Genomic DNA, 25487 nt, shown 5'->3' on the forward strand with positions numbered 1-25487 from the left:
TATTAAACCGCTTTATGCGCTTCGAACAGGATGGTATCGCTGGTAAACGACCCGTCCTGCTGTAATTCGAAGTAGGCTTTGACCTCCGCCGAAGCGCTCTGCTGATATAAGCGAATCGCTTCTACCAGCGCCTCTGGGGTGCGCATCCGCGCCACCCATGAGCTGAACTCCAGCGGCAGGCGATCGGTCGATAAATGATTAATCACCAGGCCTGCGTCATTGGCCAGCGCCAGCCACTCGCCGCTGGAATAATTACGCACGTGCGAGGTATCGCGCAGCGCTTCCACGGTCTGCAACCAGACATCACGCACCGGATGACCCGGCGACATCACGTCCATTATGATCATCACCCCGCCCGGCTTGAGAACACGTTTCACCTCACGCAGCGCCTGGCCGACATCATGCCAGTGGTGCGCGGAGTAGCGGCTAATCACCACATCAAAGCTGGCATCAGCGAACGGCAGCGTTTCAGCATATCCCTGCTGGGTCACGATATTGCTAAAGCCTTTCTCTTTTGCCGCCGCGGTAACCACTTCCAGCATCTGGCTTGATAAATCATAGGCGGTCACCTCGGCAACCTGTCCCGCCGCGGTAAAGCTGGCGTGCCCTGCCCCGCAGCCCATATCCAGCACTTTCGCCTGAGGGAAATCGGCCAGCCGTTCAGCCAGCCGCTGCAGATCGCGCCCGGAGGCGTGCACGGCGCTGGTCAAATAGGCGCTGGCCTGGGAGCCGAACTGCTTTTCGACGTTGTCATGGTGAGAGCGTGTTGTCATTGTGTTGTCCTTCGGTTGTGTGAGTAATTTAGGGCAGCATCGTGCTGAACGCAGACCTGCCCGATGGCAGGCCTGACATACCTTAAATTAATCAGGCTTGCCGGGACTGAATTCGACTAGTAGCGGGTTGTGATCGGAGGCGCGGGTCACCAGCACGGAAGCATCGTGCACGCTTAACCCACGATAGAACACAAAATCGAGCGGACGACCAAACGCACGGCGGCGCTGATCGTCAGAGAAACGAACTTCGCGTAACGACATCTCACGCGCAAAGCGGTACAGCGCGTTCATTCGCGGCCGGCTCCAGGCATTGAAGTCCCCGGCCATGATCACCGGCCCGCTGTGATGGGCGATCTGATCGCCGATCGGCAGCAACTGCTTGCTGTAGACATCGACGCCAAGGCTAAAGTTGACCGCATGGATGTTGACCACCATCAGCAGCCGCGCATCGGGCAGCGGATAAACGGTCACTAACGCCGATTTCGGCAATCGCAAAATAGGCTCGCGCTCGCGCAGCGGACAGCAATAGATGGGGTGAGCGGAGGCCAGCGTCATCACGCCGGAAGGATGCTGCGGCAATACCAGCGCCGGCACCTGATCGGCGGCCAGATAGTTTGAAGTCGCGAACCTGACCAGTTCTGGGGTAGTTTGCGCCTCCTGCAACAGGACCAAATGCGCATCTTTGCCGAAATTTTTGAGGACCGACTGCCACTCTGCGCGCTGCTGCTTGAAGATATTCCATACCAGCACGCGGATCTTTTCATCGCTGCTTAACGGCGTGCCGGCAGGATAAACCGGACTGACGCCCGCAAACGCCCCCGGAGGCAATATCCTCTCCGCAGGTTGTCCGGCGACGTAGCGCATGGCATAGGTATTCTTTCGCAATTTGGGCATCAATCCTCAATAACAGAAACCAGCCCAACAACGACTGGTTCTTCTGTTATAGGGATTTTCCCATCCACTTTCAATGCAATTTGCGATAAACCCTAGCCTTCGAGAGAAACCGCTGTCGAACGACGCGGCGATTTATCTAAACGACCGCTCAGCATCACCAACAGCAGGGCGACCAGCACAATCACCGCACCAATCCAAGGCGTCTGCGCCAGACCATACCGTTCAACTGTCTGCCCACCGACGATGGACCCCAGCGCAATACCAATATTGAAGGCGGCAATATTGAGACCGGAAGCGACGTCGACGGCGCCAGGCGTATACTGTTCGGCTTTTTGCACCACGTATACCTGCAGACCCGGCACGTTGCCGAAGGCGAAAATACCCATTACCAGCACCGTTGCCAGCGCAGCATAGTGGATGCTGGCGGTCAACTGGAAGACCAGCAGCAGCACAACCAGCGCGGCGAAGATAAACTTCAGCGCGGAGACGGCGCCATGCTTATCGGCCAGTTTGCCTCCCCACACATTGCCAATAGCGACCGAGACACCGTAGCCCAACAGGATCCAGCTAACCGCAGACGGACTGAAACCGGCCAGCTCCTGCATCATCGGAGCAAGAAAAGTAAAGGCGGTAAATACGCCGCCATAGCCCAGCGCGGTAATGGCGTAGATCATCAGCAGGCGAGGATGAGTTAAGACTTTCATCTGATCGCGCAGGCTGGCGCTGGCGCGGCCCGGAATATTATTCGGCACCAGAAGCAGACTGCTGATAAGCGCAATCACGCCCAGAATCGATACCGCGAGGAACGTTTCCCGCCAGCCAAAATGCTGACCGATGAAAGTCCCGAACGGCACCCCGGTGACCAGCGCGACCGTCAGGCCGCCGAACATAATAGCGATAGCTGAGGCGGCTTTCTCTTTTGCCACCAGGCTGGTGGCGATTGTCGAGCCAATAGAGAAGAACACGCCGTGTGCCAGACCGGTCAGCAATCGCGCCAGGATCAGCGTTTCATAGCCCGGGGCCTGCCAGGCCAGCACATTACCCGCCGTAAACAGGACCATCAACGCCAGCAGCAGCTGTTTACGCGGCATACGCCCCGTTAACGCCGTCAGCACCGGAGCGCCAATCGCCACGCCCAGCGCGTAGATAGAGACCAGCAGTCCCGCCGAAGGCAGAGAGATAGAGAGTTGTTGCGCGATAGTCGGGACCAGGCCGACAATCACAAATTCAGTGGTGCCAATCGCGAAGGCACCGATAGTTAAGGCAAATAGCGCCAGTGGCATAATTTACTCCGTAGCATCAGGATTAAGATGACACGTAGTATGAAGGGTTGTATAAATAACAAAAACTATCAAAGTATCAATAGAATTTTGCTACAGGTGCAATAATGAGAGCCACATCAGAGGAGATCGCCATCTTTGTGGCGGTGGTGGAAAGCGGAAGTTTCAGCCGGGCGGCCGAGCAGCTCGGACAGGCCAACTCTGCCGTCAGCCGGGCGGTCAAGAAGCTGGAATCAAAGCTAGGCGTAAGCCTGCTCAATCGGACCACCCGCCAGCTCAGTCTGACGGAGGAAGGCGAGCGCTATTTTCGCCGGATGCAGGTGGTCTTGCAGGAAATGGCGGCAGCAGAGAATGACCTGCTGGAAACGCGCACAACGCCGCGGGGCCTGCTGCGGGTGGATGCCGCGACGCCGGTGATGCTGCATTTTCTCATGCCGCTGGTGAAGCCATTTCGCGAGCGCTACCCGGAAATGACGCTGTCGCTCGTCTCTTCAGAGACGTTTATTAACCTGATTGAACGAAAAGTGGATGTGGCCATTCGGGCCGGGACCTTAACGGATTCCAGCCTGCGCGCCCGACCGCTATTTACCAGCTATCGTAAGATCGTCGCCTCGCCAGACTATGTCGCGCGCTACGGTATGCCGCAGCATCCGTCAGATCTGAAACAGCATCACTGCCTCGGGTTCACCGAGCCGGTATCGCTGAATACCTGGCCGGTCTCCTGTTGCGATGGTCAGCTGTTAGAGATCGAATCGGCGGTGTCCTCCAATAGCGGCGAAACGCTCAAGCAGCTGTGCCTGACCGGTAACGGCATAGCCTGTTTGTCGGATTATATGGTGGATAAAGAGATTGGCCGTGGGGAGTTTGTGGAGTTACTTGCCGACAAACGCTTGCCGGTGGAGATGCCATTCAGTGCGGTGTACTACAGCGACCGGGCGGTCAGCACGCGCATCAGGGCATTTATTGACTTTCTAAGTGAGCACGTCAAACAGCTCCCGAAGGAGCTGTCGTAATATCGTCTCAGACGGCAGTGCGAACGGCATGCCGAAAGCGGGAGATTAATCCCACTGTGGAGCCAGACCTTCCGGACTCACCAGACGATCGTTGCAGTCGAGTGCGGCGATCGCTTTACGATCTTCATCATCCAGCTGCAGATCCTGCGCTTTCAGGTTGCTGGCCAGGTTGTCACGTTTGGTGGACGATGGGATAACCGCATAGCCTTCGCCCATCGCCCATGCCAGGATAACCTGCGCTGGGGTCGCACCATGTTTCGCCGCGATGCGGGCAATCACTTCATCTTTCAGTGCATTACCGTAGGCCAGCGTCATGTAAGAGGTGATATGGATGCCGTGCTCACGCGCCCAATCGACCACTTTACGGTTTTGCAGATACGGCGAGAGCTCAATCTGGTTAGTCGCGATATTCTCAGCGCCAACGGCGGCAATCGCGCGCTCCATCAGTGGAATAGTGAAGTTGGAGATACCGATCTGACGGGTCAGCCCCAGCTTCTTCGCTTCCATCAGGGCTGCCATAAACTCTTCAACAGCTACCGCATCGTTCGGTGACGGCCAGTGGATCAGCGTGAGATCAACATAGTCAGTGCGCAGCTTCTGCAGGCTCTCTTTCAGGCTGGCGATGAGTTTGTCTTTGCTCAGGTTTTCGATCCAGATTTTGGTCGTGATGAACAGCTCATCACGCGGCACGCCGCTTTCGGCGATGGCCTGACCCACCGCGGCTTCGTTGTCATAGATTTGCGCGGTGTCGATAGCACGATAGCCCAGCTCCAGCGCGGTTTTTACGGATGCGATAACAACATCATCTTTCAGACGGAAGGTGCCAAGACCAAATGCAGGGATTGCCATGATTTTCCTCGTTATTTCTTCATTTCGGTTAACGGATGAAATTATGGCTGATGGTGTGGAGGAGAAAAAGAGCGATTAATGCAGAGGATTTTTGCTGAATTAGCAATAATAGAGAACAGATCAAACAAAAAAGCCCTGAGCAAATGCTCAGGGCTCTTAATAAGTGGCGGAACGGACGGGACTCGAACCCGCGACCCCCTGCGTGACAGGCAGGTATTCTAACCGACTGAACTACCGCTCCACCGAATTTCTTCGCTTTATTACCACCGGTTGTCACCCCGGCTTACTGCAATTTGATGCCTGGCAGTTCCCTACTCTCACATGGGGAGACCCCACACTACCATCGGCGCTACGGCGTTTCACTTCTGAGTTCGGCATGGGGTCAGGTGGGACCACCGCGCTAGTGCCGCCAGGCAAATTCTTTGTGCTCGTCCTGTGTCTTTTGCGCTCATACTGCGTTGGCTGCTCTCGCGAATGTCAGTCACATACTTATGTATGCTCCTTCCATCGCCTCGTTTGCCGCCTTGTCTCAGCGCAAAATCCTTCGGACTCTGAATCAGAGCTGAAAATCTTCTCTCAAATCCGCCAAAACAGCTTCGGCGTTGTAAGGTTAAGCCTCACGGTTCATTAGTACCGGTTAGCTCAACGCATCGCTGCGCTTACACACCCGGCCTATCAACGTCGTCGTCTTCAACGTTCCTTCAGGAGACTTAAAGTCTCAGGGAGAACTCATCTCGGGGCAAGTTTCGTGCTTAGATGCTTTCAGCACTTATCTCTTCCGCATTTAGCTACCGGGCAGTGCCATTGGCATGACAACCCGAACACCAGTGATGCGTCCACTCCGGTCCTCTCGTACTAGGAGCAGCCCCCCTCAATTCTCCAGCGCCCACGGCAGATAGGGACCGAACTGTCTCACGACGTTCTAAACCCAGCTCGCGTACCACTTTAAATGGCGAACAGCCATACCCTTGGGACCTACTTCAGCCCCAGGATGTGATGAGCCGACATCGAGGTGCCAAACACCGCCGTCGATATGAACTCTTGGGCGGTATCAGCCTGTTATCCCCGGAGTACCTTTTATCCGTTGAGCGATGGCCCTTCCATTCAGAACCACCGGATCACTATGACCTGCTTTCGCACCTGCTCGCGCCGTCACGCTCGCAGTCAAGCTAGCTTATGCCATTGCACTAACCTCCTGATGTCCGACCAGGATTAGCTAACCTTCGTGCTCCTCCGTTACTCTTTGGGAGGAGACCGCCCCAGTCAAACTACCCACCAGACACTGTCCGCAACCCCGGTCAGGGGCCTACGTTAGAACATCAAACATTAAAGGGTGGTATTTCAAGGTTGGCTCCACGCAGACTGGCGTCCACGCTTCAAAGCCTCCCACCTATCCTACACATCAAGGCTCAATGTTCAGTGTCAAGCTATAGTAAAGGTTCACGGGGTCTTTCCGTCTTGCCGCGGGTACACTGCATCTTCACAGCGAGTTCAATTTCACTGAGTCTCGGGTGGAGACAGCCTGGCCATCATTACGCCATTCGTGCAGGTCGGAACTTACCCGACAAGGAATTTCGCTACCTTAGGACCGTTATAGTTACGGCCGCCGTTTACCGGGGCTTCGATCAAGAGCTTCTCCTTACGGATAACCCCATCAATTAACCTTCCGGCACCGGGCAGGCGTCACACCGTATACGTCCACTTTCGTGTTTGCACAGTGCTGTGTTTTTAATAAACAGTTGCAGCCAGCTGGTATCTTCGACTGGTCTCAGCTCCATCCGCAGGGACTTCACCTACACACCAGCGTGCCTTCTCCCGAAGTTACGGCACCATTTTGCCTAGTTCCTTCACCCGAGTTCTCTCAAGCGCCTTGGTATTCTCTACCTGACCACCTGTGTCGGTTTGGGGTACGATTTAATGTTACCTGATGCTTAGAGGCTTTTCCTGGAAGCAGGGCATTTGTTACTTCAGCACCGTAGTGCCTCGTCATCACACCTCAGCGTTAAAAGGTACCGGATTTACCTGGAACCTCCGCCTACATGCTTAAACCGGGACAACCGTCGCCCGGCTAACATAGCCTTCTCCGTCCCCCCTTCGCAGTAACACCAAGTACAGGAATATTAACCTGTTTCCCATCGACTACGCCTTTCGGCCTCGCCTTAGGGGTCGACTCACCCTGCCCCGATTAACGTTGGACAGGAACCCTTGGTCTTCCGGCGAGCGGGCTTTTCACCCGCTTTATCGTTACTTATGTCAGCATTCGCACTTCTGATACCTCCAGCAACCCTCACAGGCCACCTTCGCAGGCTTACAGAACGCTCCCCTACCCAACAACACATAGTGTCGCTGCCGCAGCTTCGGTGCATGGTTTAGCCCCGTTACATCTTCCGCGCAGGCCGACTCGACCAGTGAGCTATTACGCTTTCTTTAAATGATGGCTGCTTCTAAGCCAACATCCTGGCTGTCTGTGCCTTCCCACATCGTTTCCCACTTAACCATGACTTTGGGACCTTAGCTGGCGGTCTGGGTTGTTTCCCTCTTCACGACGGACGTTAGCACCCGCCGTGTGTCTCCCGTGATAACATTCTTCGGTATTCGTAGTTTGCATCGGGTTGGTAAGTCGGGATGACCCCCTAGCCGAAACAGTGCTCTACCCCCGAAGATGAATTCACGAGGCGCTACCTAAATAGCTTTCGGGGAGAACCAGCTATCTCCCGGTTTGATTGGCCTTTCACCCCCAGCCACAAGTCATCCGCTAATTTTTCAACATTAGTCGGTTCGGTCCTCCAGTTAGTGTTACCCAACCTTCAACCTGCCCATGGCTAGATCACCGGGTTTCGGGTCTATACCCTGCAACTTAACGCCCAGTTAAGACTCGGTTTCCCTGCGGCTCCCCTATACGGTTAACCTTGCTACAGAATATAAGTCGCTGACCCATTATACAAAAGGTACGCAGTCACACCCGAAGGTGCTCCCACTGCTTGTACGTACACGGTTTCAGGTTCTTTTTCACTCCCCTCGCCGGGGTTCTTTTCGCCTTTCCCTCACGGTACTGGTTCACTATCGGTCAGTCAGGAGTATTTAGCCTTGGAGGATGGTCCCCCCATATTCAGACAGGATACCACGTGTCCCGCCCTACTCTTCGAGTTCACAACCTGTGCATTTTGGTGTACGGGACTATCACCCTGTACCGTCGGACTTTCCAGACCGTTCCACTAACACACAAGCTGATTCAGACTCTGGGCTGCTCCCCGTTCGCTCGCCGCTACTGGGGGAATCTCGGTTGATTTCTTTTCCTCGGGGTACTTAGATGTTTCAGTTCCCCCGGTTCGCCTCGTTAACCTATGTATTCAGTTAACGATAGTGTGACGAATCACACTGGGTTTCCCCATTCGGACATCGCCGGCTGTAACGGTTCATATCACCTTACCGACGCTTTTCGCAGATTAGCACGTCCTTCATCGCCTCTGACTGCCAGGGCATCCACCGTGTACGCTTAGTCGCTTAACCTCACAACCCGAAGATGTTTCACTTCTGATTGCGAAAATTTGAGAGACTCGAACACACATTAACTGTGTGTCGTTTCAATTTTCAGCTTGATCCAGATTTTTAAAGAGCAAAACTTCGCAGTGCACCTTTTCAGGTTCACTCTGAAGTTTTCTTGTGTTTACAGTAAAGATGGTGGAGCTATGCGGGATCGAACCGCAGACCTCCTGCGTGCAAAGCAGGCGCTCTCCCAGCTGAGCTATAGCCCCATCGAATGAATCTCTTTTAACCTTAATTCGTTTTCGGGCGCGGCGTGGTGAAGCGAAGCATACTGAAGTATGCGAGCTTTGCCACAACAAAGCACGAGAGCGAATTTGGTAGGCCTGAGTGGACTTGAACCACCGACCTCACCCTTATCAGGGGTGCGCTCTAACCACCTGAGCTACAAGCCTGCAGAGATTACTTACTGCTCTATTTTCATCAGACAATCTGTGTGAGCACTACAAAGGCAGGTTCTTTAAGGTAAGGAGGTGATCCAACCGCAGGTTCCCCTACGGTTACCTTGTTACGACTTCACCCCAGTCATGAATCACAAAGTGGTAAGCGCCCTCCCGAAGGTTAAGCTACCTACTTCTTTTGCAACCCACTCCCATGGTGTGACGGGCGGTGTGTACAAGGCCCGGGAACGTATTCACCGTAGCATTCTGATCTACGATTACTAGCGATTCCGACTTCATGGAGTCGAGTTGCAGACTCCAATCCGGACTACGACATACTTTATGAGGTCCGCTTGCTCTCGCGAGGTCGCTTCTCTTTGTATATGCCATTGTAGCACGTGTGTAGCCCTGGTCGTAAGGGCCATGATGACTTGACGTCATCCCCACCTTCCTCCAGTTTATCACTGGCAGTCTCCTTTGAGTTCCCGGCCGGACCGCTGGCAACAAAGGATAAGGGTTGCGCTCGTTGCGGGACTTAACCCAACATTTCACAACACGAGCTGACGACAGCCATGCAGCACCTGTCTCACAGTTCCCGAAGGCACCAATCCATCTCTGGAAAGTTCTGTGGATGTCAAGACCAGGTAAGGTTCTTCGCGTTGCATCGAATTAAACCACATGCTCCACCGCTTGTGCGGGCCCCCGTCAATTCATTTGAGTTTTAACCTTGCGGCCGTACTCCCCAGGCGGTCGATTTAACGCGTTAGCTCCGGAAGCCACGCCTCAAGGGCACAACCTCCAAATCGACATCGTTTACAGCGTGGACTACCAGGGTATCTAATCCTGTTTGCTCCCCACGCTTTCGCACCTGAGCGTCAGTCTTTGTCCAGGGGGCCGCCTTCGCCACCGGTATTCCTCCAGATCTCTACGCATTTCACCGCTACACCTGGAATTCTACCCCCCTCTACAAGACTCTAGCCTGCCAGTTTCGAATGCAGTTCCCAGGTTGAGCCCGGGGATTTCACATCCGACTTGACAGACCGCCTGCGTGCGCTTTACGCCCAGTAATTCCGATTAACGCTTGCACCCTCCGTATTACCGCGGCTGCTGGCACGGAGTTAGCCGGTGCTTCTTCTGCGGGTAACGTCAATCGGTGAGGTTATTAACCTCACCGCCTTCCTCCCCGCTGAAAGTGCTTTACAACCCGAAGGCCTTCTTCACACACGCGGCATGGCTGCATCAGGCTTGCGCCCATTGTGCAATATTCCCCACTGCTGCCTCCCGTAGGAGTCTGGACCGTGTCTCAGTTCCAGTGTGGCTGGTCATCCTCTCAGACCAGCTAGGGATCGTCGCCTAGGTGAGCCGTTACCCCACCTACCAGCTAATCCCATCTGGGCACATCTGATGGCATGAGGCCCGAAGGTCCCCCACTTTGGTCTTGCGACGTTATGCGGTATTAGCTACCGTTTCCAGTAGTTATCCCCCTCCATCAGGCAGTTTCCCAGACATTACTCACCCGTCCGCCGCTCGTCACCCGAGAGCAAGCTCTCTGTGCTACCGCTCGACTTGCATGTGTTAGGCCTGCCGCCAGCGTTCAATCTGAGCCATGATCAAACTCTTCAATTTAAGTTTGATGCTCGTGAATTAAACTTCGTAATGAATTACGCATGTTCACTCAGAGACTTGGTATTCATTTTTCGTCCGAGGACGTTAAGAATCCATGTCACTTTGAGTGCCCACACAGATTGTCTGATAAATTGTTAAAGAGCAGTTGCGACGCGCTTTAGCGCTCTGTCGCGAGGTGGCGTATATTACGCTTTCCTCTTTCAGAGTCAACCCTGAATTTCAGGATTTTTCTCTTCAACCGAACCGGCTGTTTGTGTGAAGTGATTCACATCCGCCGTGTCGATGGAGGCGCATTATAGGGAGCTCTCCGGGAATGACAAGCGGAAAAATACAATTTTATTTCAACCGCTCATCTTTTAAACGCAACGCTTATTTTTGCTGCTTTTTAATCGCCGCAGGCAGCTCTGCCAGGCTATTTAGCACCCAGTCAGCCGCTTTTTCCGCTTCTTCAGTCAGGGGCTTACCGGTACGCACCAGCACTTTAGTACCGACATCTGCCGCCGCAGCAGCCTGCATATCTTCCAGTTTGTCCCCTACCATATAGGAAGAAGCCATATCGATATGCAGATAATCGCGGGCGGAGATCAGCATCCCCGGATGCGGTTTACGACAATCACAAGTCTGACGGTACTCCTCCACCGCACCCTGCGGGTGATGCGGGCAATAGTAGATACCGTCCAGGTCGACGCCACGATCGGCCAGAGACCAGTCCATCCATTCGGTCAGCGTTTCAAACTGGGCTTCGGTAAATTTACCGCGTGCAATACCGGACTGGTTAGTGACCAGCACCAGCGCATAGCCCATCTCTTTTAGTTCGCGCATCGCGTCAATGACGCCATCGATAAATTCAAAATTGTCGATTTCGTGGACGTAGCCATGATCGACATTAATAGTGCCGTCACGGTCGAGAAAAATTGCGGGTACTGACTTTGCCACCGGTTTGCTCCTGAAAAAGGCTAGTGCCGTTAGTATCGCATGTTTCAGCATGCAAGAAAGTGCTCATTATAAAGAGTCAGATTGATTTAGACGTCTGGATGCCTTAACATCCATTTCATTGCCAGGCATCGCCTGGATACGGCAGAAGAAAATGCCACGGCAAACGGCTAAACGATAATAAATAACTGATGATTAAACTTTCCAATATCACCAAAGTGTTCCAGCAGGGGAATCGCAGCATTCAGGCGCTGAATAACGTCAGCCTGCATGTCCCTGCCGGACAAATTTATGGCGTCATCGGTGCCTCCGGCGCCGGTAAAAGTACGCTGATTCGCTGCGTCAACCTGCTGGAGCGCCCGACCGAGGGCAGCGTACAGGTTGACGGTCAGGAATTGACTGCACTGTCGGAAAAAGAGCTAACCCGTGCGCGCCGTCAGATTGGCATGATTTTCCAGCATTTTAACCTGCTGGCCTCCCGGACCGTTTTCGGCAACGTCGCGTTGCCCCTGGAACTGGATAACACCCCGCAGGCAGAAATCAAACGTCGTGTGACGGAGCTGCTGGATCTCGTCGGCCTGGGTGATAAGCACGACAGCTACCCGGCTAATCTCTCCGGTGGCCAGAAACAGCGCGTCGCTATTGCCCGCGCGCTGGCCAGCAACCCGAAGGTATTGCTGTGCGATGAAGCCACCAGCGCCCTCGACCCGGCCACCACCCGTTCCATTCTCGAACTGCTGAAAGACATTAACCGGCGTCTGGGACTGACCATTCTGCTGATCACCCACGAAATGGATGTGGTGAAACGCATCTGCGACTGCGTGGCGGTCATTAGCAACGGTCAACTGATCGAGCAGGATACGGTGAGCGAAGTCTTCTCCCATCCGAAGACGCCGCTGGCCCAGCAGTTTATTCAGTCCACGCTGCACCTCGATATTCCGGATGACTACCAGGCGCGCCTGAAACCTACCGCCGCAGCGGATAGCGTGCCGATGCTGCGTATGGAATTTACCGGCCACTCCGTCGATGCGCCGCTGCTCTCTGAAACCGCGCGTCGCTTCAATGTGAATAACAACATTATCAGCGCGCAGATGGATTATGCCGGCGGGGTGAAGTTCGGCATCATGCTCACCGAAATGCACGGTACACAGGAAGACACTCAGGCGGCCATCGCCTGGCTGCAGGAACATCATGTAAAAGTAGAGGTATTGGGTTATGTCTGAGGCAATGATGTGGCTGCTGTTGCGCGGCGTATGGGAAACGCTGGCAATGACCTTTGTCTCCGGCTTCTTCGGTTTTGTCCTTGGTCTGCCGGTGGGCGTGCTGCTGTATGTGACCCGGCCGGGGCAAATCGTCGCCAATGCCAAACTGTACCGTACTCTGTCGGCGCTGGTGAACATTTTCCGTTCCATTCCGTTCATTATCCTGCTGGTCTGGATGATCCCGTTTACCCGCGTAATCGTCGGCACCTCGATCGGCCTGCAGGCGGCAATCGTTCCGCTGACGGTGGGCGCCGCGCCGTTTATCGCCCGCATGGTGGAGAACGCCCTGCTGGAGATCCCGACCGGGCTCATCGAAGCCTCCCGCGCGATGGGCGCCACACCGCTGCAGATCGTCCGCAAGGTTCTGCTGCCTGAAGCGCTGCCGGGGCTGGTCAACGCCGCCACCATCACGCTTATTACCCTGGTAGGCTACTCCGCCATGGGCGGCGCGGTGGGCGCCGGTGGTCTGGGGCAGATTGGTTATCAGTACGGTTATATCGGCTACAACGCAACGGTGATGAATACCGTACTGGTGTTACTGGTTATTCTGGTTTATTTAATTCAATTCTCTGGCGATCGTATCGTCCGGGCTGTGACTCATAAATAACGTTATTGGCAGACAACACTCATTCTTACAGGAAGGAAATAACATGGCCTTTAATTTCAAAACCTTTGCGGCAGTTGGCGCGTTAATCGGTTCTCTGGCGCTGGTGGGTTGCGGTCAGGATGAAAAAGATCCGAATCATATTAAAGTCGGCGTTATCGTCGGGGCGGAACAGCAGGTCGCTGAAGTTGCGCAGAAAGTGGCAAAAGAGAAGTATGGTCTCGATGTTGAGCTGGTGACCTTCAACGATTACGTGCTGCCAAACGAAGCGCTAAGCAAAGGCGATATCGACGTGAACGCCTTCCAGCATAAACCGTATCTCGACCAGCAGATTAAAGACCGTGGCTATAAGCTGGTCTCCGTTGGCAACACCTTCGTCTATCCGATCGCGGGTTACTCGAAGAAAATCAAATCGCTGGACGAACTGCAGCCGGGCTCGCAGATCGCCGTCCCGAACGATCCGACTAACCTCGGCCGTTCCCTGCTGCTGCTGCAGCAGGTGGGTCTGATCAAACTGAAAGACGGCGTGGGCCTGCTGCCGACCTCGCTGGATATCGTCGAGAACCCGAAAAACCTGAAAATTGTTGAACTGGAAGCGCCACAGCTGCCGCGTTCGCTGGACGACGCACAGATTGCGCTGGCCGTCATCAACACCACTTACGCCAGCCAGATTGGCCTGACCCCGGCGAAAGACGGTATCTTTGTTGAAGGCAAAGAGTCTCCTTACGTGAACCTGATTGTGGCGCGTGAAGACAATAAAGATGCTGAGAATGTGAAGAAATTCGTTCAGGCTTACCAGAGCGATGAAGTTTACGAAGCGGCGAACAAGATCTTTAACGGCGGCGCAGTGAAAGGCTGGTAATCTTTTCTCACCGTAATATCATTCAGGACGGGCTTCACGCCCGTCTTGTCATTTATGCAAGCACCTGATTCAATAACGCCCTGTTTTTTATTCATTGAGGAAATACTATGCGTGCTTTACCGGTCTGTTTGTTAGCACTCATGTTAAGCGGTTGTTCCATGCTAAGCAGATCCCCCGTTGAACCTGTTCAAAGCACTGCAACCCCCCCGGTTAAATCTGAGCCGAGCAAACCACGCGCAACCCGTCCGGCGCCGGTACGTATTTATACCGATGCGTCAGAGCTGGTGGGAAAACCGTTCCGCGATCTGGGTGAAGTGACTGGTGAGTCATGCCAGGCCTCAAATCAGGATTCTCCGCCGAACATCCCAACCGCCCGCAAGCGTCTGCAGGTGAATGCGGCACGCATGAAAGCCAATGCCGTCCTGCTTCACCGCTGCGAAGTGACCAGCGGCACGCCAGGCTGCTACCGTCAGGCGGTTTGTCTGGGCTCGGCGCTTAACGTTTCGGCACAATGAGTGCATTCCAGTTCGCGCAGATAGGCGTTATCCGCTCGCCGTATAAAGAGAAATTTGCCGTTCCTCGCCAGCCTGGTCTGGTGAAACACGGCGGCGGAGAACTGCATCTGGTTGCGCCCTACAACCAGGCCGACGCCGTGCGAGGCCTGGAAAACTTCAGCCATCTGTGGATCCTGTTTGTGTTTCATCAGACCATGGAAGGCGGTTGGCGTCCGACGGTGCGCCCTCCCCGACTGGGAGGCAATGCGCGGATGGGCGTCTTCGCCACCCGTTCGACGTTTCGCCCCAACCCCATCGGCATGTCGCTGGTTGAGCTGAAAGGCATTCGCTGTCAGAAGGATCAGGTGATCCTGGAACTCGGTAGCCTCGATCTCGTCGACGGGACGCCGGTGGTTGATATCAAACCGTATCTTCCTTTCGCCGAAGCCCTGCCGGATGCCAGCGCCAGCTATGCGCAACAGGCGCCGCTGGCGGGTATGAACGTCAGTTTTACACCGGAAACAGAAGCACAGTTACTGACCCTGGAAAAACGCTACCCGCATATCAAAGCGTTTATCCGCGAAGTATTGGCGCAGGATCCGCGCCCGGCCTACCGTAAAGAGGAAGAAGCAGGAAAAAATTATGCCGTCTGGTTGCTGGATTTCAACGTCCGCTGGCGGGTGATTGCCTCTGGTTTTGAAGTCTTTGCCCTCGAAGCGCGCTAATTTTATTTTTCCTCTCTTTTGGCATCTTTGCCACACTGGTAAACTAAACCACTTTTTTTGTTTCAGGCTGGGCAACCAGCCTGTTCCGCTCGTTTAACTGGAACCGTTACAACATGCGTACTAGCCAATATCTGCTCTCCACTCTGAAGGAGACACCTGCCGACGCCGAGGTAATCAGCCACCAGCTGATGCTGCGCGCCGGGATGATCCGCAAGCTGGCCTCCGGGTTATACACCTGGCTGCCGACCGGCGTGCGCGTCCTGAAAAAAGTCGAAAACATCGTGCGTGAAGAAATGAATAATGCCGGTGCGATCGAGGTGTTAATGCCGGTCGTTCAGCCCTCTGAACTGTGGCAGGAGAGCGGTCGCTGGGAGCAGTATGGCCCGGAACTGCTGCGCATTGCCGATCGTGGCGATCGCCCGTTCGTCCTCGGTCCAACCCACGAAGAGGTCATTACCGATCTGATCCGCAACGAGCTGAACTCCTATAAGCAGTTGCCGCTGAACTTCTATCAGATCCAGACCAAATTCCGCGACGAAGTGCGCCCGCGTTTCGGCGTGATGCGCTCCCGTGAATTCCTGATGAAAGATGCTTACTCTTTCCATACCTCTCAGGAATCGCTGCAGGAAACCTACGACGCGATGTATACCGCTTACAGCAAAATCTTCAGTCGTATGGGGCTGGATTTCCGTGCGGTACAGGCTGACACCGGTTCTATCGGCGGCAGCGCCTCTCATGAATTCCAGGTGCTGGCGCAGAGCGGCGAAGACGATGTGATCTTCTCCGACAGCTCCGACTACGCGGCAAACATCGAGTTTGCGGAAGCCGTTGCGCCAAAAGAGCCGCGCGCAGCCGCCACCCAGGAGATGACCCTGGTTGATACGCCGAACGCCAAAACCATCGCCGAGCTGGTTGAGCAGTTCGACCTGCCGATCGAAAAAACCGTGAAGACCCTGCTGGTGAAAGCGGTTGAAGGTAGCGCCTCCCCGCTGGTTGCCCTGCTGGTGCGCGGCGATCACGAGCTGAACGAAGTGAAAGCGGAAAAACTGCCGCAGGTCGCCAGCCCGCTGACCTTCGCCACCGAAGAAGAGATCCGCGCTCTGGTGAAAGCGGGTCCGGGCTCCCTGGGTCCGGTGAACCTGCCGATCCCGGTGGTTATCGACCGTACCGTCGCGGTAATGAGCGATTTCGCCGCTGGCGCTAACATCGATGGCAAACACTACTTCGGCATCAACTGGGATCGCGACGTCGCGACTCCGGAAGTTGCTGATATTCGTAACGTCGTTGCCGGCGATCCGAGCCCGGACGGCAAGGGTACTCTGCTTATCAAGCGCGGTATCGAAGTGGGCCACATCTTCCAGCTGGGTACTAAGTACTCTCAGGCGATGAATGCCGCAGTTCAGGGCGAAGATGGCCGTAACCAGATCCTGACCATGGGTTGCTACGGTATTGGGGTGACCCGTGTGGTGGCCGCCGCTATCGAGCAGAACTTTGACGATCGCGGGATTATCTGGCCAGACGCCATCGCGCCGTTCCAGGTGGCAATTCTGCCGATGAATATGCACAAGTCCTATCGCGTGCAGGAGCTGGCCGAGAAGCTGTACGCCGAGCTGCGTGCGCACGGCATCGATGTGCTGATGGACGACCGTAAAGAGCGTCCGGGCGTGATGTTCGCCGATATGGAACTGATCGGTATTCCGCACACCATCGTGCTGGGCGATCGGAACCTCGATAACGATGATATCGAATACAAGTATCGTCGCAATGGTGAGAAGCAGCTGATTAAAACCGGTGATATCGTGGAATATCTGGTTAAAGCGATAAAAGGCTAAGCAACCACCTCAGGGCCCTGAACGGATGTCAGGGCCTTTTTTTTACAAGGAAAGTACCCATGACTGCACCTATCCTCAGCAGCGGATTGCTTACTTCCGCCCTGCTGCTGCTTACCGCCTGCACCATAGACGTCGGCCGCAGCGCCGCTTCCGCATCCGCTACCGAGGGCCGCTCCCCGCCATGGGCTGTCACTCTCCAGCGTCAAAGCTCGATTGCCGGCAGCGGGCTCCACGAAATTGACGAAAGCGATCTCCGTTCCGGCGACCTGCTCTTCTCGTCCAGCATGGGTATCACTTCGCTTGGGATCCGCGCCTTCAGCGCCTCTTCCGTTAGCCACGTCGCACTGTATCTTGGCGAGGGTCAGATCGCGGAAGCCACCGGCGCTGGCGTACAGGTGATTTCTGTTCAGCAGGCGCTGGCGCATAGCGATAAACTCTTTGCCCTCAGGGTGCCCGACCTGACGCCGGACCAGGCAACGGCGATGAAAAATTTTGTCTGGCAGGTCAAAGACAGCGGGTATAACTATCGCGGCATTATTCAGTTTATCCCTTATATGGTCACCAAACCGCTCTGCTCGCTCAACCCTTTCTCGCGTAACTTTCGTCAGCAGTGCGTGAGCGGCCTGGCCAAAGCGCAACTGGGCGATGCGGCAAGCGCCGACAAGAAAGCATGGTTTTGCTCGGAGTTTGTTAGCGAGGCCTTCGTCAGAGCCGGGCATCCGCTGACCCTGGCGCAGGCGGCGTGGATAAGTCCTTCCGATCTGCTGCACATGCGGGAAGGAGACGTCGCCACGTTTAAACCCGAAACGCAGCTACAGTATGTCGGGCATCTGAAACTGGGCGTTTATCTTCAGGCCGGGAAGCTGGTGGGGCTGAATAAACCGAAGGACGATGCGGAGTAAAGAAAAGATTTGCGCTTTTCCGCCAGCCAGACCCACGCTCACTCTGTATATGACAGGGCGAATAGCAGGAGCAAGTAGGGGGACTGTGTGGGATCATCCCCTGCCCGTTTCCCGGGCAGGGGCCTGACAATCAATGGCTACAGTCTTTACCGGGAATAAATTTGCCGGCCTGGTCCGTCATCAGCGTCTTCATCATTTCGCCGGTGTCCGGGTTCGCCTCGAGGGTAAAGTGCCCCTCCACCACCAGCAGCACCGGTCGTGAATCATTGCCGCGGGCAGCGGCATAATCCCGCTCAAGCTGGGCATTGTTCGCCACCGCGACGCGTTTACCGGTCGCGCAATCGGTAAAGGTTGCCGCATCGGCCATATAGAAATACATGCCGCGCATCGCCATCGGGGTGGTCGGCAGGCTGGCCTTCACCGGCTCCAGGGTATAATTGAGAGGAGACTGAACGGGGCTCCCGTTGCGGTCAAGCATCTCCAGCTTGTCGCCCTTCGCGCGAAAATATGATTTCTCGCCTTTGCTGTCGGTCAGCACCAGTTTATCCGCTGTGCGAGCCCAGGTGCCATAAGAGGCAAAAGATGACGGTTCACGACGAGCGCCCTGGTAGTGCTCGTTCATCACCCAGGTACCGTCTTTTTCCAGGAACAGCGAGGTGTCGATACCTTCACAATCCGCGCAAGGCAGCACCCCACGCCAGCTTTGCTGCATCGGTTTGAGCTCTTCCATCGCCGCTGGCTGTACGGTGTCAGTCTCGGCGCGATGGTTACAACCAAACAGCGCGAACAGCGAGCAGGCCGCTATCACGGAGAATACGATTTTCTTCACTTTGCTTTCCTTATCATCCATTTCACCCGTTCGCCGACGTCTTCACTGGCGAACTTTCCCACGCAGCGCCTTGACTGAGGACTTCTGTGCCTTGGAAGCAAGGCGTCGCTCTTTGGATGCCCGAGTCGGTCGCGTCTCCCGGCGACTTTTTTGCACTGCGGTTAATTCTTTTATGAGGGCCACCAGCCGGGCAATCGCCGCTTCGCGGTTCATCTCCTGGCTGCGGTATTCCTGAGCCTTAATGATAACCACACCGTCAGCAGAAATTAAGTGGTGCCTGGCGGCGAGCAGGCGCTCTTTGTAAAACTCCGGCAGGCTTGAAGCTTTAATATCAAAGCGCAGATGGATTGCCGTCGACGCTTTGTTCACATGCTGGCCCCCGGCCCCCTGGGCACGAATACCTTCCAGCGTGACCTCGTTATCGGCAAGGGTCACGCTGCGGCTAATGGTAATCATGCCGGTGCTTGCCAGGACGTCAAATGAATTTCCAGATTATTCCGAGCATCGGATAACCAGATACTACCGTCCTGCAGAGTGGCCTGCAGTGTCATGGTACGGTCGGCAAAGGCGCTAAGCTGCGCCAGTTGCGCGTCATCAAGATACCAGATGGTCAACTTCGGGTACGCCGCAAGCTTGTTCTGATTCTGCTGCCACCAGATTTCAGCGGCCCGGCTATTATAGGCAAACAGCGCTACCGCCTGCGCCCGTGAGCAGGCTTTCTTAATCCGCCGCTCATCCGGCAGACCCAGTTCGATCCACAGATCGACCCCGAGATGATCGTTAAGCAGCCACAGCTCCGGCTCGTCGTCCGACGACAGGCCGCGGGTAAACTGCAGCCGTTCATCGGCATATTTGATCCACGCCAGCAGGCGCAGCATCATGCGCTCCTGGGTTTCCGAGGGGTGCTGCGCCAGCGTCAGGTTAGCATCCAGAAACTGGTTGCGATCCAGATCGGCTACATTTACCGCAGCTTTATATATTGTCGCTTTCAGCGCCATGAATAAACTCCTGAAAAGAATGGCGGACATTGTAGCGAAACTGGCGGCAAAAGGCTGTCGTCAATCGCAGCAACCTGTTTCATCCTGCTGAAATTGCTTAAATGACTATGATATAGTTCCCTTGCTAAACAGAGTTTATCTTCGTAGGCTTAAACTTGCATCCCACGGTTGAGTCAGAACGCTGACAGGAGGGCATGTGGACCACTATTGTGAGTTAATACGCAAGCGGTATGCGGAAATAGCCAGCGGAGACTTAGGGTATATCCCGGATGCGCTGGGTTGCGTGTTGAAAGTATTGAATGAGATTGCGGCGGATGAGGCCCTTTCGGAGTCAGTCAGGGAAAAGGCCGCTTATGCGGCAGCAAACTTACTGGTGAGCGATTATGTCAATGAATGATACTTATCAACCCATTAACTGCGATGATTACGACAACCTGGAACTGGCTTGCCAGCATCACCTGGTGCTGACGCTGGCGCTGAAGGATGGCGAACAGCTGCAGGCAAAGGCCAGCGATCTAATCTCGCGTAAAAATATCGAGTATCTGGTGGTCGAACTCGCCGGCAACGTCCGCGAGCTGCGCCTGGATAAAATCGCCAGCTTCAGTCACCCGGAAATCGGCACCGTGGTGGTGAGCGAATCCTGAATCAAAACGGGCTTAACCGCCCGTTTTCCTCCATGACAGCCTGACCCCTTCCCCGTCCTTCACTTCACCTTCGGTGGTCACAAACAGATCGTCCGCTGCAGCGATCGGCGTTTCGCCGTAAAACAGCAGCGGCGTAGTGTCTCGTCGCCAGGGAGGAACGCCCAGCTCCTGCCAGATCTTCTTCAGCTTACGTCCGCCGTGGCGTCCGACGATATGCAGATGGCCGCTGGCGCGAAAGCGGACAGTGACCGGCTCATCCGCAGACGGCGGGCGCAGCCTGCCGCCGGGCTGCAGCATCAGCTCGCCGAGACCGTCTGCCAGCCGCAGCGGCTGGCGCCAGTCGGGCCAGTGCTGGACACTTTCCGTCTGGCCGGGAAGATACTTCACCCAGTACAAACGCTGTTGAAAACGGCGGACGGTAAAATCCCCGAGCCGCAGACAAGGGCTGGCATCTTCCCGCGCCAGCGCCACCTCATGCCAGAGGCGCTCTGGCACCTCCCGGGCCGGCATCGGCGCCTGATGCCCGGCGAGCCAGCGACGCAGCAGCGCCGCGCGACGGGGTGGGCTCATCGACGTCAGCGGCGTGATAGACAGCGAGCCATCTTCGGCCACCAGCGACGCCAGCTCCGCCGCCAGCATTTCGTCCAGCAGTTGTTCCTGCTCGGCGCACAGGCTGGCGCTGCGGGCAACGGCCTCGCTAAAGTGCGGCCAGCGCTCGCGCAGGACCGGGATCACCCGCAGGCGCAGAAAGTTGCGGTCATAGGTATCGTCCTGATTACTCTCATCTTCAATCCACGACAGCTGATGGGCGAGCGCCCACTGGCGTAGCGATTCGCGGGTTTCATTGAGGAGAGGACGCAGTAGTCGACTGTCGGCAAAGGCAGAGGATGGCGCCATCGCCGACAGACCAGTAGGACCGCTGCCGCGTTTTAACGCCAGCAGCAGCGTTTCGCACTGGTCATCCTGGTGCTGAGCGGTCACTAACACCTCGCCGGCATTGAGCGTATCCTGAAAGGCCTGATAGCGCGCCGCACGGGCATGGGCCTCCACGCCGAGACCGCCCCTGGCTAACGTCACATGATGCACCACCAGCGGCACCTGCCACTGCAGGCAAATCTGCCGACAATGCGCCACCCAGTCGTCTGCATGGGCGCTCAGGCCGTGGTGAACATGCACCGCCCGCAGCGTCAGCGAGGGATCCTGTTCCCGCAGCAGCACCAGCTGGTGCAGGAGAACCGTCGAATCCAGACCGCCGCTGAAGGCCACCAGCAGCTGGCGATGGGGATGAAGCGTATGCGCAATATCAGCCGTCATATCCACGAACATACCGAGAAGTGATGGCCCGGCACGTTACCGGGCCAGGGTCGCGCTGGCAAGGTTTACTGCTGATATATTTCCAGCGGCAGGTCGTCCGGATCGCTAAAGAAGGTAAAGCGTTTGCCGGTAAAGGGATCGACGCGAATCGCTTCGCACTCGACACCATGCGCCGTCAGATGCGCTACCGCGGCGTCGATATCATCCACGCTAAAGGCCAGATGACGCAGCCCGCAGGCTTCGGGGCGACTGGGGCGGGCCGGGGGAAACGGGAACGAGAACAGCTCAATCACGTACTCGCCATTGAGCGCCAGATCGCCCTTCCAGGAGTCGCGCTCGGCGCGATAGAACTCACTTTGCAGCGTAAACCCCAGAATATCGCAATAGAACGCTTTACTGCGGGCGTAGTCAGTCGCAATGATGGCAATATGGTGAACCCGTTTCAAACCCAGCATGGTCAAACTCCTTCTGTTAAGCCAGCCACGTTACTCGTGCGCGCCGTTAACGCGCAAGCCTTTCGTCATTTTTTAAGACTCGTACCCGATACACGCCGTCCTCATCGCGCTTCGCCCCGTGAATATCGGTCTCAAACCCCGGGTAATGACGGCCGATGGAGCAGAGCATCAGCAGGAAATCGAGCACTGCCCGGCTCTCCTCCGTAATCATCTCTCCCGGCATCAGCAGCGGTACGCCCGGCGGATAAGGGAGGATCATGTTGGCCGAAATCCGGCCGACCAGGTTCTCCAGTTCAATGGTTTCCACCTCACCCATAATCTGGCGCTGCCAGGCGTGATGCGGCGTCATTTTCATTTCCGGCAGGACGTCAAAGGCGCTGAGCATCAGCTGCGGCAGCTGGTGCTGACGGATCAAGCGGTGGATCCCCTGCGCCAGATCCTGGATCCGCATGTTGCGGTAGAAGTCGGGATCTTCCGCGTACAGATCCGGCAACATATTTTTCACCCGCAGATTGAGATCGTAGGCGCGTTTGAACTCGGTCAGGCCGCGCAGCAGCCCCATCGCCCGGGTTTTATCAATACCGATGCTGAACAGGAACAGCAGGTTATAGGGGCCCGTTTTTTCCACCACCACGCCCCGCTCGTCGAGGAACTTCGCCACCAGCGCCGCCGGGATCCCCTCTTCAGCCATATTCCCCTGCTCGTCCATGCCCGGCGTCAGAATGGTGACCTTCACCGGATCGAGATACATATGATCCGCATCGGCATCTTTGAAACCGTGCCAGTCTTCGCCAGGCGCCACCGGCCAGCACTCGGCTTTATCCACCGCTTCCGGCTGCCAGATATCAAAGAACCAGCCGTCCGACTCCTCGCGCAGTCGCTGCACCTCTTTGCGGAAGTCCAGCGCCCGCTCAATGGAGCGCTGGATCAGGCGCTTACCGGAGTTACCGCGCAACATCGCCGCCGCGGTCTCAATTGACGCGACGATGGGATAGCTCGGCGACGTCGAGGTATGCATCATAAAGGCTTCATTAAAGGTCTCTTCATCATAGTTGCCCTTAATGTGGATCAGCGAGGCCTGCGACAGCGCGGCCAGCATCTTATGCGTGGACTGCGTCTCGAAGATGACTTTTCCGGGGATCCGCTCACCGCTCATGCCGCTTTTCCCCTGATATATCGGATGGAAATGGGTATAGGGCACCCAGGCGGAATCGAAATGGATCGACGGGACGTCGAGCGTCTCCTTAAGCCAGGTGGTGTTATAGAGCAGACCATCGTAGGTGGAGTTGGTGATCACCGCATGCACGGGCCACTGCGCCCCGCCCGTGTCGCGCACTTTCTGCTGAATGCTGTCGCGGGTAAATTCGCGCCGGGGGATACCGCCGAGGATCCCCAACGCGTTGCGGGTCGGCTTCAGCCACAAGGGAACCACATCGCTCATCATCAGCAGGTGGGCCAGTGATTTGTGACAGTTACGGTCAATCAGCAGCGTGCTGCCGGCGGGCGCCGAGTACATACCGACAATTTTGTTGGACGTCGAGGTGCCATTGGTCACCATGTAGCTCTGTTCAGCGCCAAAGGCGCGGGCAATATACTCCTCCGCCTCCAGATGCGGGCCGGTATGATCCAGCAGGGAGCCCAGCTCGGTGACCGAAATCGAGACATCCGCCTTCAGCGTATTTCCGCCAAAGAAATCATAGAACAGGCAGCCCACCGGGCTTTTCTGATAGGCGCTACCGCCCATATGGCCCGGTGTACAAAAGGTATACTTCCCCTCCTGTACATAGTTAAACAGCGCGCGGGTAAACGGCGGGGTGATATTGTCCAGGTACTCGCGGGTATACTGCCCAATGCGGGTGGCGATCTCTTCGGAGAGTCCCAGCGCATATTCGAAGAACCACAGCGTCATGCGTAGATCTTGACTGCTGACGTCCATCGTGGAGTGGGCATTAATAAAGGCGTACAGGGGCAGATATTCATTGAGCTGATTGATATCGCTGCACAGATCGACGCTGTATTCATCCCAGTCGAAGATCACCCCGCAGATGCGCGGGTTGTGCTCAATAAACTGCAGCAGGTCGGCGCTGTTTTGCGGCCAGATGGTCTGGAAGCCCTGGCGCTGCAGCGCCGCTTCCAGTTCTTTGATCGGCTCGTCTTTGTGGTAGACGCCGTGAGGCCCCATGATGGCGATAATATTCACGCTTTCCTCCTGGTATTCACCTAAGTCAAGCATCATAGCAATCCCCTGGGCGCATCGCACACAAAAAAAAGGCCGGAAAATCCGGCCCTTAGTGTTTTTCGCTAGCGGAAAACTTAGGCGTAACCGTAGCTCATCAGACGCTGATAGCGGCGGTTCAGCAGCTCTTCTTCGCTGAGCAGATCGAGATCGGCCAGGTCTGCCAGCAGCTGCGCTTTCAGGCTCGCTGCCATCGCTTCCGGGTTGCGGTGCGCGCCGCCCAACGGTTCCTGAACGATAGAATCAATCAGCTTCAGCTCTTTCAGACGCGGTGCGACGATACCCATCGCTTCCGCGGCCAGCGGTGCTTTATCCGCGCTTTTCCACAGAATGGACGCGCAGCCTTCCGGCGAAATCACCGAATAGGTGCTGTACTGCAGCATATTGACCTTGTCGCCCACGCCAATCGCCAGCGCGCCGCCGGAGCCGCCTTCGCCGATCACGGTGCAGATAACCGGCACGCTCAGACGCGACATCTCACGCAGGTTGCGGGCAATCGCTTCCGACTGGCCACGCTCTTCCGCGCCGACGCCCGGGTAGGCGCCAGGGGTGTCGATGAAGGTGATGATCGGCATTTTAAACCGCTCGGCCATCTCCATCAGGCGCAGCGCTTTGCGGTAGCCTTCCGGGGCCGGCATACCAAAGTTGCGACGGATCTTCTCTTTGGTTTCGCGACCTTTCTGGTGGCCGATAATCATCACCGGACGACCATCAAGACGCGCGATACCGCCGACAATCGCTTTATCGTCAGCGTAGGCGCGGTCACCGGCCAGTTCGTCAAATTCGTCGAACGCCAGGCGGACATAATCCAGGGTATAAGGACGGCGCGGGTGGCGCGCCAGTTGCGCAACCTGCCATGCACCGAGATCGGCGAAGATTTTGCGCGTCAGCTCTACGCTTTTCTCGCGCAGACGATGCACTTCTTCGTCGATGTTAATATCCAGTTTCTCATCCTGACGGCTTACCGCAGTCAGGGAATCGATTTTCGCTTCCAGCTCTGCAATCGGCTGTTCAAAATCTAGGAAATTCAGACTCATAG

General features: G+C 55.9%; 22 protein-coding genes, 3 tRNA genes and 3 rRNA genes. 10 read left to right on the forward strand and 18 right to left on the reverse strand.

Annotated features, from left to right (window positions below):
• Positions 1–2: 2 nt before the first annotated feature.
• The 3 genes from AC3EMD_RS22520 to AC3EMD_RS22530 all read right to left on the reverse strand — a co-directional run bounded on the left by AC3EMD_RS22520 (position 3) and on the right by AC3EMD_RS22530 (position 2950).
• On the reverse strand, positions 3–773 hold the full coding sequence (locus AC3EMD_RS22520) for a class I SAM-dependent methyltransferase (protein WP_008805251.1): 771 nt from the start codon (positions 771–773) through the stop codon (positions 3–5).
• 87 nt (positions 774–860) lie between these two features.
• Positions 861–1658 carry an endonuclease/exonuclease/phosphatase family protein gene (locus tag AC3EMD_RS22525; protein WP_002889629.1) on the reverse strand — a complete coding sequence of 266 codons (798 nt, stop codon included), beginning with the start codon at positions 1656–1658 and terminating at the stop codon, positions 861–863.
• A 101-nt stretch (positions 1659–1759) separates the two neighbouring features.
• Positions 1760–2950, reverse strand: a complete 1191-nt coding sequence (locus AC3EMD_RS22530) for an MFS transporter (RefSeq protein ID WP_008805250.1) — start codon at positions 2948–2950, stop codon at positions 1760–1762.
• A 104-nt stretch (positions 2951–3054) separates the two neighbouring features.
• On the opposite strand from AC3EMD_RS22530, the gene yafC reads away from it, so the two are divergent.
• On the forward strand, positions 3055–3960 hold the full coding sequence (yafC, locus tag AC3EMD_RS22535) for a DNA-binding transcriptional regulator YafC (RefSeq protein ID WP_012968896.1): 906 nt from the start codon (positions 3055–3057) through the stop codon (positions 3958–3960).
• 45 nt (positions 3961–4005) lie between these two features.
• Here the strand turns inward: yafC and dkgB are convergent, their stop codons facing one another.
• From dkgB to gmhB, 8 genes are all read right to left on the reverse strand, one after another.
• The gene (dkgB, locus tag AC3EMD_RS22540) at positions 4006–4809 is read right to left on the reverse strand and encodes a 2,5-didehydrogluconate reductase DkgB (RefSeq protein WP_254733368.1); all 804 of its coding nucleotides are present in this window, start codon (positions 4807–4809) and stop codon (positions 4006–4008) included.
• Between the two features lie 164 nt (positions 4810–4973).
• Positions 4974–5050: transfer RNA gene (locus AC3EMD_RS22545), tRNA-Asp, on the reverse strand.
• A 57-nt stretch (positions 5051–5107) separates the two neighbouring features.
• Positions 5108–5223, reverse strand: a 5S ribosomal RNA gene (gene rrf, locus AC3EMD_RS22550).
• 192 nt (positions 5224–5415) lie between these two features.
• A 23S ribosomal RNA gene (locus AC3EMD_RS22555) occupies positions 5416–8319 on the reverse strand.
• A 169-nt stretch (positions 8320–8488) separates the two neighbouring features.
• Positions 8489–8564, reverse strand: a tRNA-Ala gene (locus AC3EMD_RS22560).
• A 106-nt stretch (positions 8565–8670) separates the two neighbouring features.
• A tRNA-Ile gene (locus AC3EMD_RS22565) sits at positions 8671–8747 on the reverse strand.
• A gap of 71 nt (positions 8748–8818) precedes the next feature.
• A 16S ribosomal RNA gene (locus AC3EMD_RS22570) occupies positions 8819–10358 on the reverse strand.
• The 16S, 23S and 5S rRNA genes sit together here with 3 tRNA genes alongside, the layout of an rRNA operon.
• Before the next feature lie 369 nt (positions 10359–10727).
• Positions 10728–11294 (reverse strand): D-glycero-beta-D-manno-heptose 1,7-bisphosphate 7-phosphatase, encoded by a 567-nt coding sequence (gene gmhB, locus AC3EMD_RS22575; RefSeq protein ID WP_008807333.1) that lies wholly within the window; start codon positions 11292–11294, stop codon positions 10728–10730.
• 188 nt (positions 11295–11482) lie between these two features.
• Here gmhB and metN point away from each other — a divergent pair, with 188 nt between their 5' ends.
• The 7 genes from metN (at position 11483) to AC3EMD_RS22610 (ending at position 17972) form a co-directional block, all read left to right on the forward strand.
• Positions 11483–12514 carry a methionine ABC transporter ATP-binding protein MetN gene (metN, locus tag AC3EMD_RS22580; RefSeq protein WP_008807334.1) on the forward strand — a complete coding sequence of 344 codons (1032 nt, stop codon included), beginning with the start codon at positions 11483–11485 and terminating at the stop codon, positions 12512–12514.
• A complete protein-coding gene (locus tag AC3EMD_RS22585) occupies positions 12507–13160 on the forward strand; it encodes a methionine ABC transporter permease MetI (RefSeq protein WP_004204478.1) in 654 nt (217 codons plus the stop codon). Before metN ends, AC3EMD_RS22585 begins: the two co-directional genes overlap by 8 nt.
• 43 nt (positions 13161–13203) lie before the next feature.
• The gene (metQ, locus tag AC3EMD_RS22590) at positions 13204–14019 is read left to right on the forward strand and encodes a methionine ABC transporter substrate-binding lipoprotein MetQ (protein WP_008807336.1); all 816 of its coding nucleotides are present in this window, start codon (positions 13204–13206) and stop codon (positions 14017–14019) included.
• A 107-nt stretch (positions 14020–14126) separates the two neighbouring features.
• Entirely contained in the window at positions 14127–14534 is a 408-nt protein-coding gene (gene rcsF / locus AC3EMD_RS22595) for an Rcs stress response system protein RcsF (RefSeq protein ID WP_008807337.1), read from the forward strand.
• On the forward strand, positions 14531–15238 hold the full coding sequence (tsaA, locus tag AC3EMD_RS22600; protein ID WP_008807338.1) for a tRNA (N6-threonylcarbamoyladenosine(37)-N6)-methyltransferase TrmO: 708 nt from the start codon (positions 14531–14533) through the stop codon (positions 15236–15238). Before rcsF ends, tsaA begins: the two co-directional genes overlap by 4 nt.
• Before the next feature lie 113 nt (positions 15239–15351).
• Positions 15352–17070 carry a proline--tRNA ligase gene (gene proS, locus AC3EMD_RS22605; RefSeq protein WP_012968899.1) on the forward strand — a complete coding sequence of 573 codons (1719 nt, stop codon included), beginning with the start codon at positions 15352–15354 and terminating at the stop codon, positions 17068–17070.
• Between the two features lie 59 nt (positions 17071–17129).
• Positions 17130–17972 carry a YaeF family permuted papain-like enzyme gene (locus tag AC3EMD_RS22610; protein ID WP_032756261.1) on the forward strand — a complete coding sequence of 281 codons (843 nt, stop codon included), beginning with the start codon at positions 17130–17132 and terminating at the stop codon, positions 17970–17972.
• Between the two features lie 130 nt (positions 17973–18102).
• Here the strand turns inward: AC3EMD_RS22610 and nlpE are convergent, their stop codons facing one another.
• From nlpE to AC3EMD_RS22625, 3 genes are read right to left on the reverse strand one after another with little or no spacing between them, the layout of a single operon-like run.
• Positions 18103–18801, reverse strand: a complete 699-nt coding sequence (nlpE, locus tag AC3EMD_RS22615; RefSeq protein WP_012542804.1) for an envelope stress response activation lipoprotein NlpE — start codon at positions 18799–18801, stop codon at positions 18103–18105.
• 42 nt (positions 18802–18843) lie between these two features.
• The gene (gene arfB / locus AC3EMD_RS22620; protein ID WP_008807342.1) at positions 18844–19257 is read right to left on the reverse strand and encodes an alternative ribosome rescue aminoacyl-tRNA hydrolase ArfB; all 414 of its coding nucleotides are present in this window, start codon (positions 19255–19257) and stop codon (positions 18844–18846) included.
• Positions 19254–19799 carry a YaeQ family protein gene (locus AC3EMD_RS22625; protein ID WP_012968902.1) on the reverse strand — a complete coding sequence of 182 codons (546 nt, stop codon included), beginning with the start codon at positions 19797–19799 and terminating at the stop codon, positions 19254–19256. The genes arfB and AC3EMD_RS22625 overlap by 4 nt, the downstream gene beginning before the upstream one ends.
• 196 nt (positions 19800–19995) lie before the next feature.
• Here AC3EMD_RS22625 and AC3EMD_RS22630 point away from each other — a divergent pair, with 196 nt between their 5' ends.
• Entirely contained in the window at positions 19996–20196 is a 201-nt protein-coding gene (locus AC3EMD_RS22630) for a YaeP family protein (RefSeq protein ID WP_002889429.1), read from the forward strand.
• Positions 20183–20443 (forward strand): Rho-binding antiterminator, encoded by a 261-nt coding sequence (gene rof, locus AC3EMD_RS22635; protein ID WP_002889424.1) that lies wholly within the window; start codon positions 20183–20185, stop codon positions 20441–20443. The genes AC3EMD_RS22630 and rof overlap by 14 nt, the downstream gene beginning before the upstream one ends.
• 12 nt (positions 20444–20455) lie before the next feature.
• Here the strand turns inward: rof and tilS are convergent, their stop codons facing one another.
• The 4 genes from tilS to accA all read right to left on the reverse strand — a co-directional run bounded on the left by tilS (position 20456) and on the right by accA (position 25485).
• Positions 20456–21769 (reverse strand): tRNA lysidine(34) synthetase TilS, encoded by a 1314-nt coding sequence (gene tilS, locus AC3EMD_RS22640; protein ID WP_038422136.1) that lies wholly within the window; start codon positions 21767–21769, stop codon positions 20456–20458.
• 53 nt (positions 21770–21822) lie between these two features.
• A complete protein-coding gene (locus AC3EMD_RS22645; protein WP_002889387.1) occupies positions 21823–22212 on the reverse strand; it encodes a VOC family protein in 390 nt (129 codons plus the stop codon).
• Between the two features lie 46 nt (positions 22213–22258).
• On the reverse strand, positions 22259–24412 hold the full coding sequence (locus tag AC3EMD_RS22650) for a lysine decarboxylase LdcC (protein ID WP_032756270.1): 2154 nt from the start codon (positions 24410–24412) through the stop codon (positions 22259–22261).
• A 113-nt stretch (positions 24413–24525) separates the two neighbouring features.
• Positions 24526–25485, reverse strand: coding sequence for an acetyl-CoA carboxylase carboxyl transferase subunit alpha (accA, locus tag AC3EMD_RS22655; RefSeq protein ID WP_008807345.1), 960 nt, complete (start codon positions 25483–25485; stop codon positions 24526–24528).
• Positions 25486–25487: the final 2 nt, after the last annotated feature.

Source organism: Klebsiella sp. PK18, from assembly GCF_057784655.1.

Coding starts and splice junctions, on each gene's coding strand:
- rcsF (WP_008807337.1), top strand. CDS start 14,127: ATGCGTGCTTTACCGGTCTGTTTGTTAGCACTCATGTTAAGCGGTTGT.
- AC3EMD_RS22530 (WP_008805250.1), bottom strand. CDS start 2,950: ATGCCACTGGCGCTATTTGCCTTAACTATCGGTGCCTTCGCGATTGGC.
- AC3EMD_RS22520 (WP_008805251.1), bottom strand. CDS start 773: ATGACAACACGCTCTCACCATGACAACGTCGAAAAGCAGTTCGGCTCC.
- rof (WP_002889424.1), top strand. CDS start 20,183: ATGTCAATGAATGATACTTATCAACCCATTAACTGCGATGATTACGAC.
- yafC (WP_012968896.1), top strand. CDS start 3,055: ATGAGAGCCACATCAGAGGAGATCGCCATCTTTGTGGCGGTGGTGGAA.
- metQ (WP_008807336.1), top strand. CDS start 13,204: ATGGCCTTTAATTTCAAAACCTTTGCGGCAGTTGGCGCGTTAATCGGT.
- AC3EMD_RS22585 (WP_004204478.1), top strand. CDS start 12,507: ATGTCTGAGGCAATGATGTGGCTGCTGTTGCGCGGCGTATGGGAAACG.
- accA (WP_008807345.1), bottom strand. CDS start 25,485: ATGAGTCTGAATTTCCTAGATTTTGAACAGCCGATTGCAGAGCTGGAA.
- tsaA (WP_008807338.1), top strand. CDS start 14,531: ATGAGTGCATTCCAGTTCGCGCAGATAGGCGTTATCCGCTCGCCGTAT.
- AC3EMD_RS22645 (WP_002889387.1), bottom strand. CDS start 22,212: ATGCTGGGTTTGAAACGGGTTCACCATATTGCCATCATTGCGACTGAC.
- AC3EMD_RS22625 (WP_012968902.1), bottom strand. CDS start 19,799: ATGGCGCTGAAAGCGACAATATATAAAGCTGCGGTAAATGTAGCCGAT.
- dkgB (WP_254733368.1), bottom strand. CDS start 4,809: ATGGCAATCCCTGCATTTGGTCTTGGCACCTTCCGTCTGAAAGATGAT.
- metN (WP_008807334.1), top strand. CDS start 11,483: ATGATTAAACTTTCCAATATCACCAAAGTGTTCCAGCAGGGGAATCGC.
- tilS (WP_038422136.1), bottom strand. CDS start 21,769: ATGTTCGTGGATATGACGGCTGATATTGCGCATACGCTTCATCCCCAT.
- AC3EMD_RS22610 (WP_032756261.1), top strand. CDS start 17,130: ATGACTGCACCTATCCTCAGCAGCGGATTGCTTACTTCCGCCCTGCTG.
- proS (WP_012968899.1), top strand. CDS start 15,352: ATGCGTACTAGCCAATATCTGCTCTCCACTCTGAAGGAGACACCTGCC.
- arfB (WP_008807342.1), bottom strand. CDS start 19,257: ATGATTACCATTAGCCGCAGCGTGACCCTTGCCGATAACGAGGTCACG.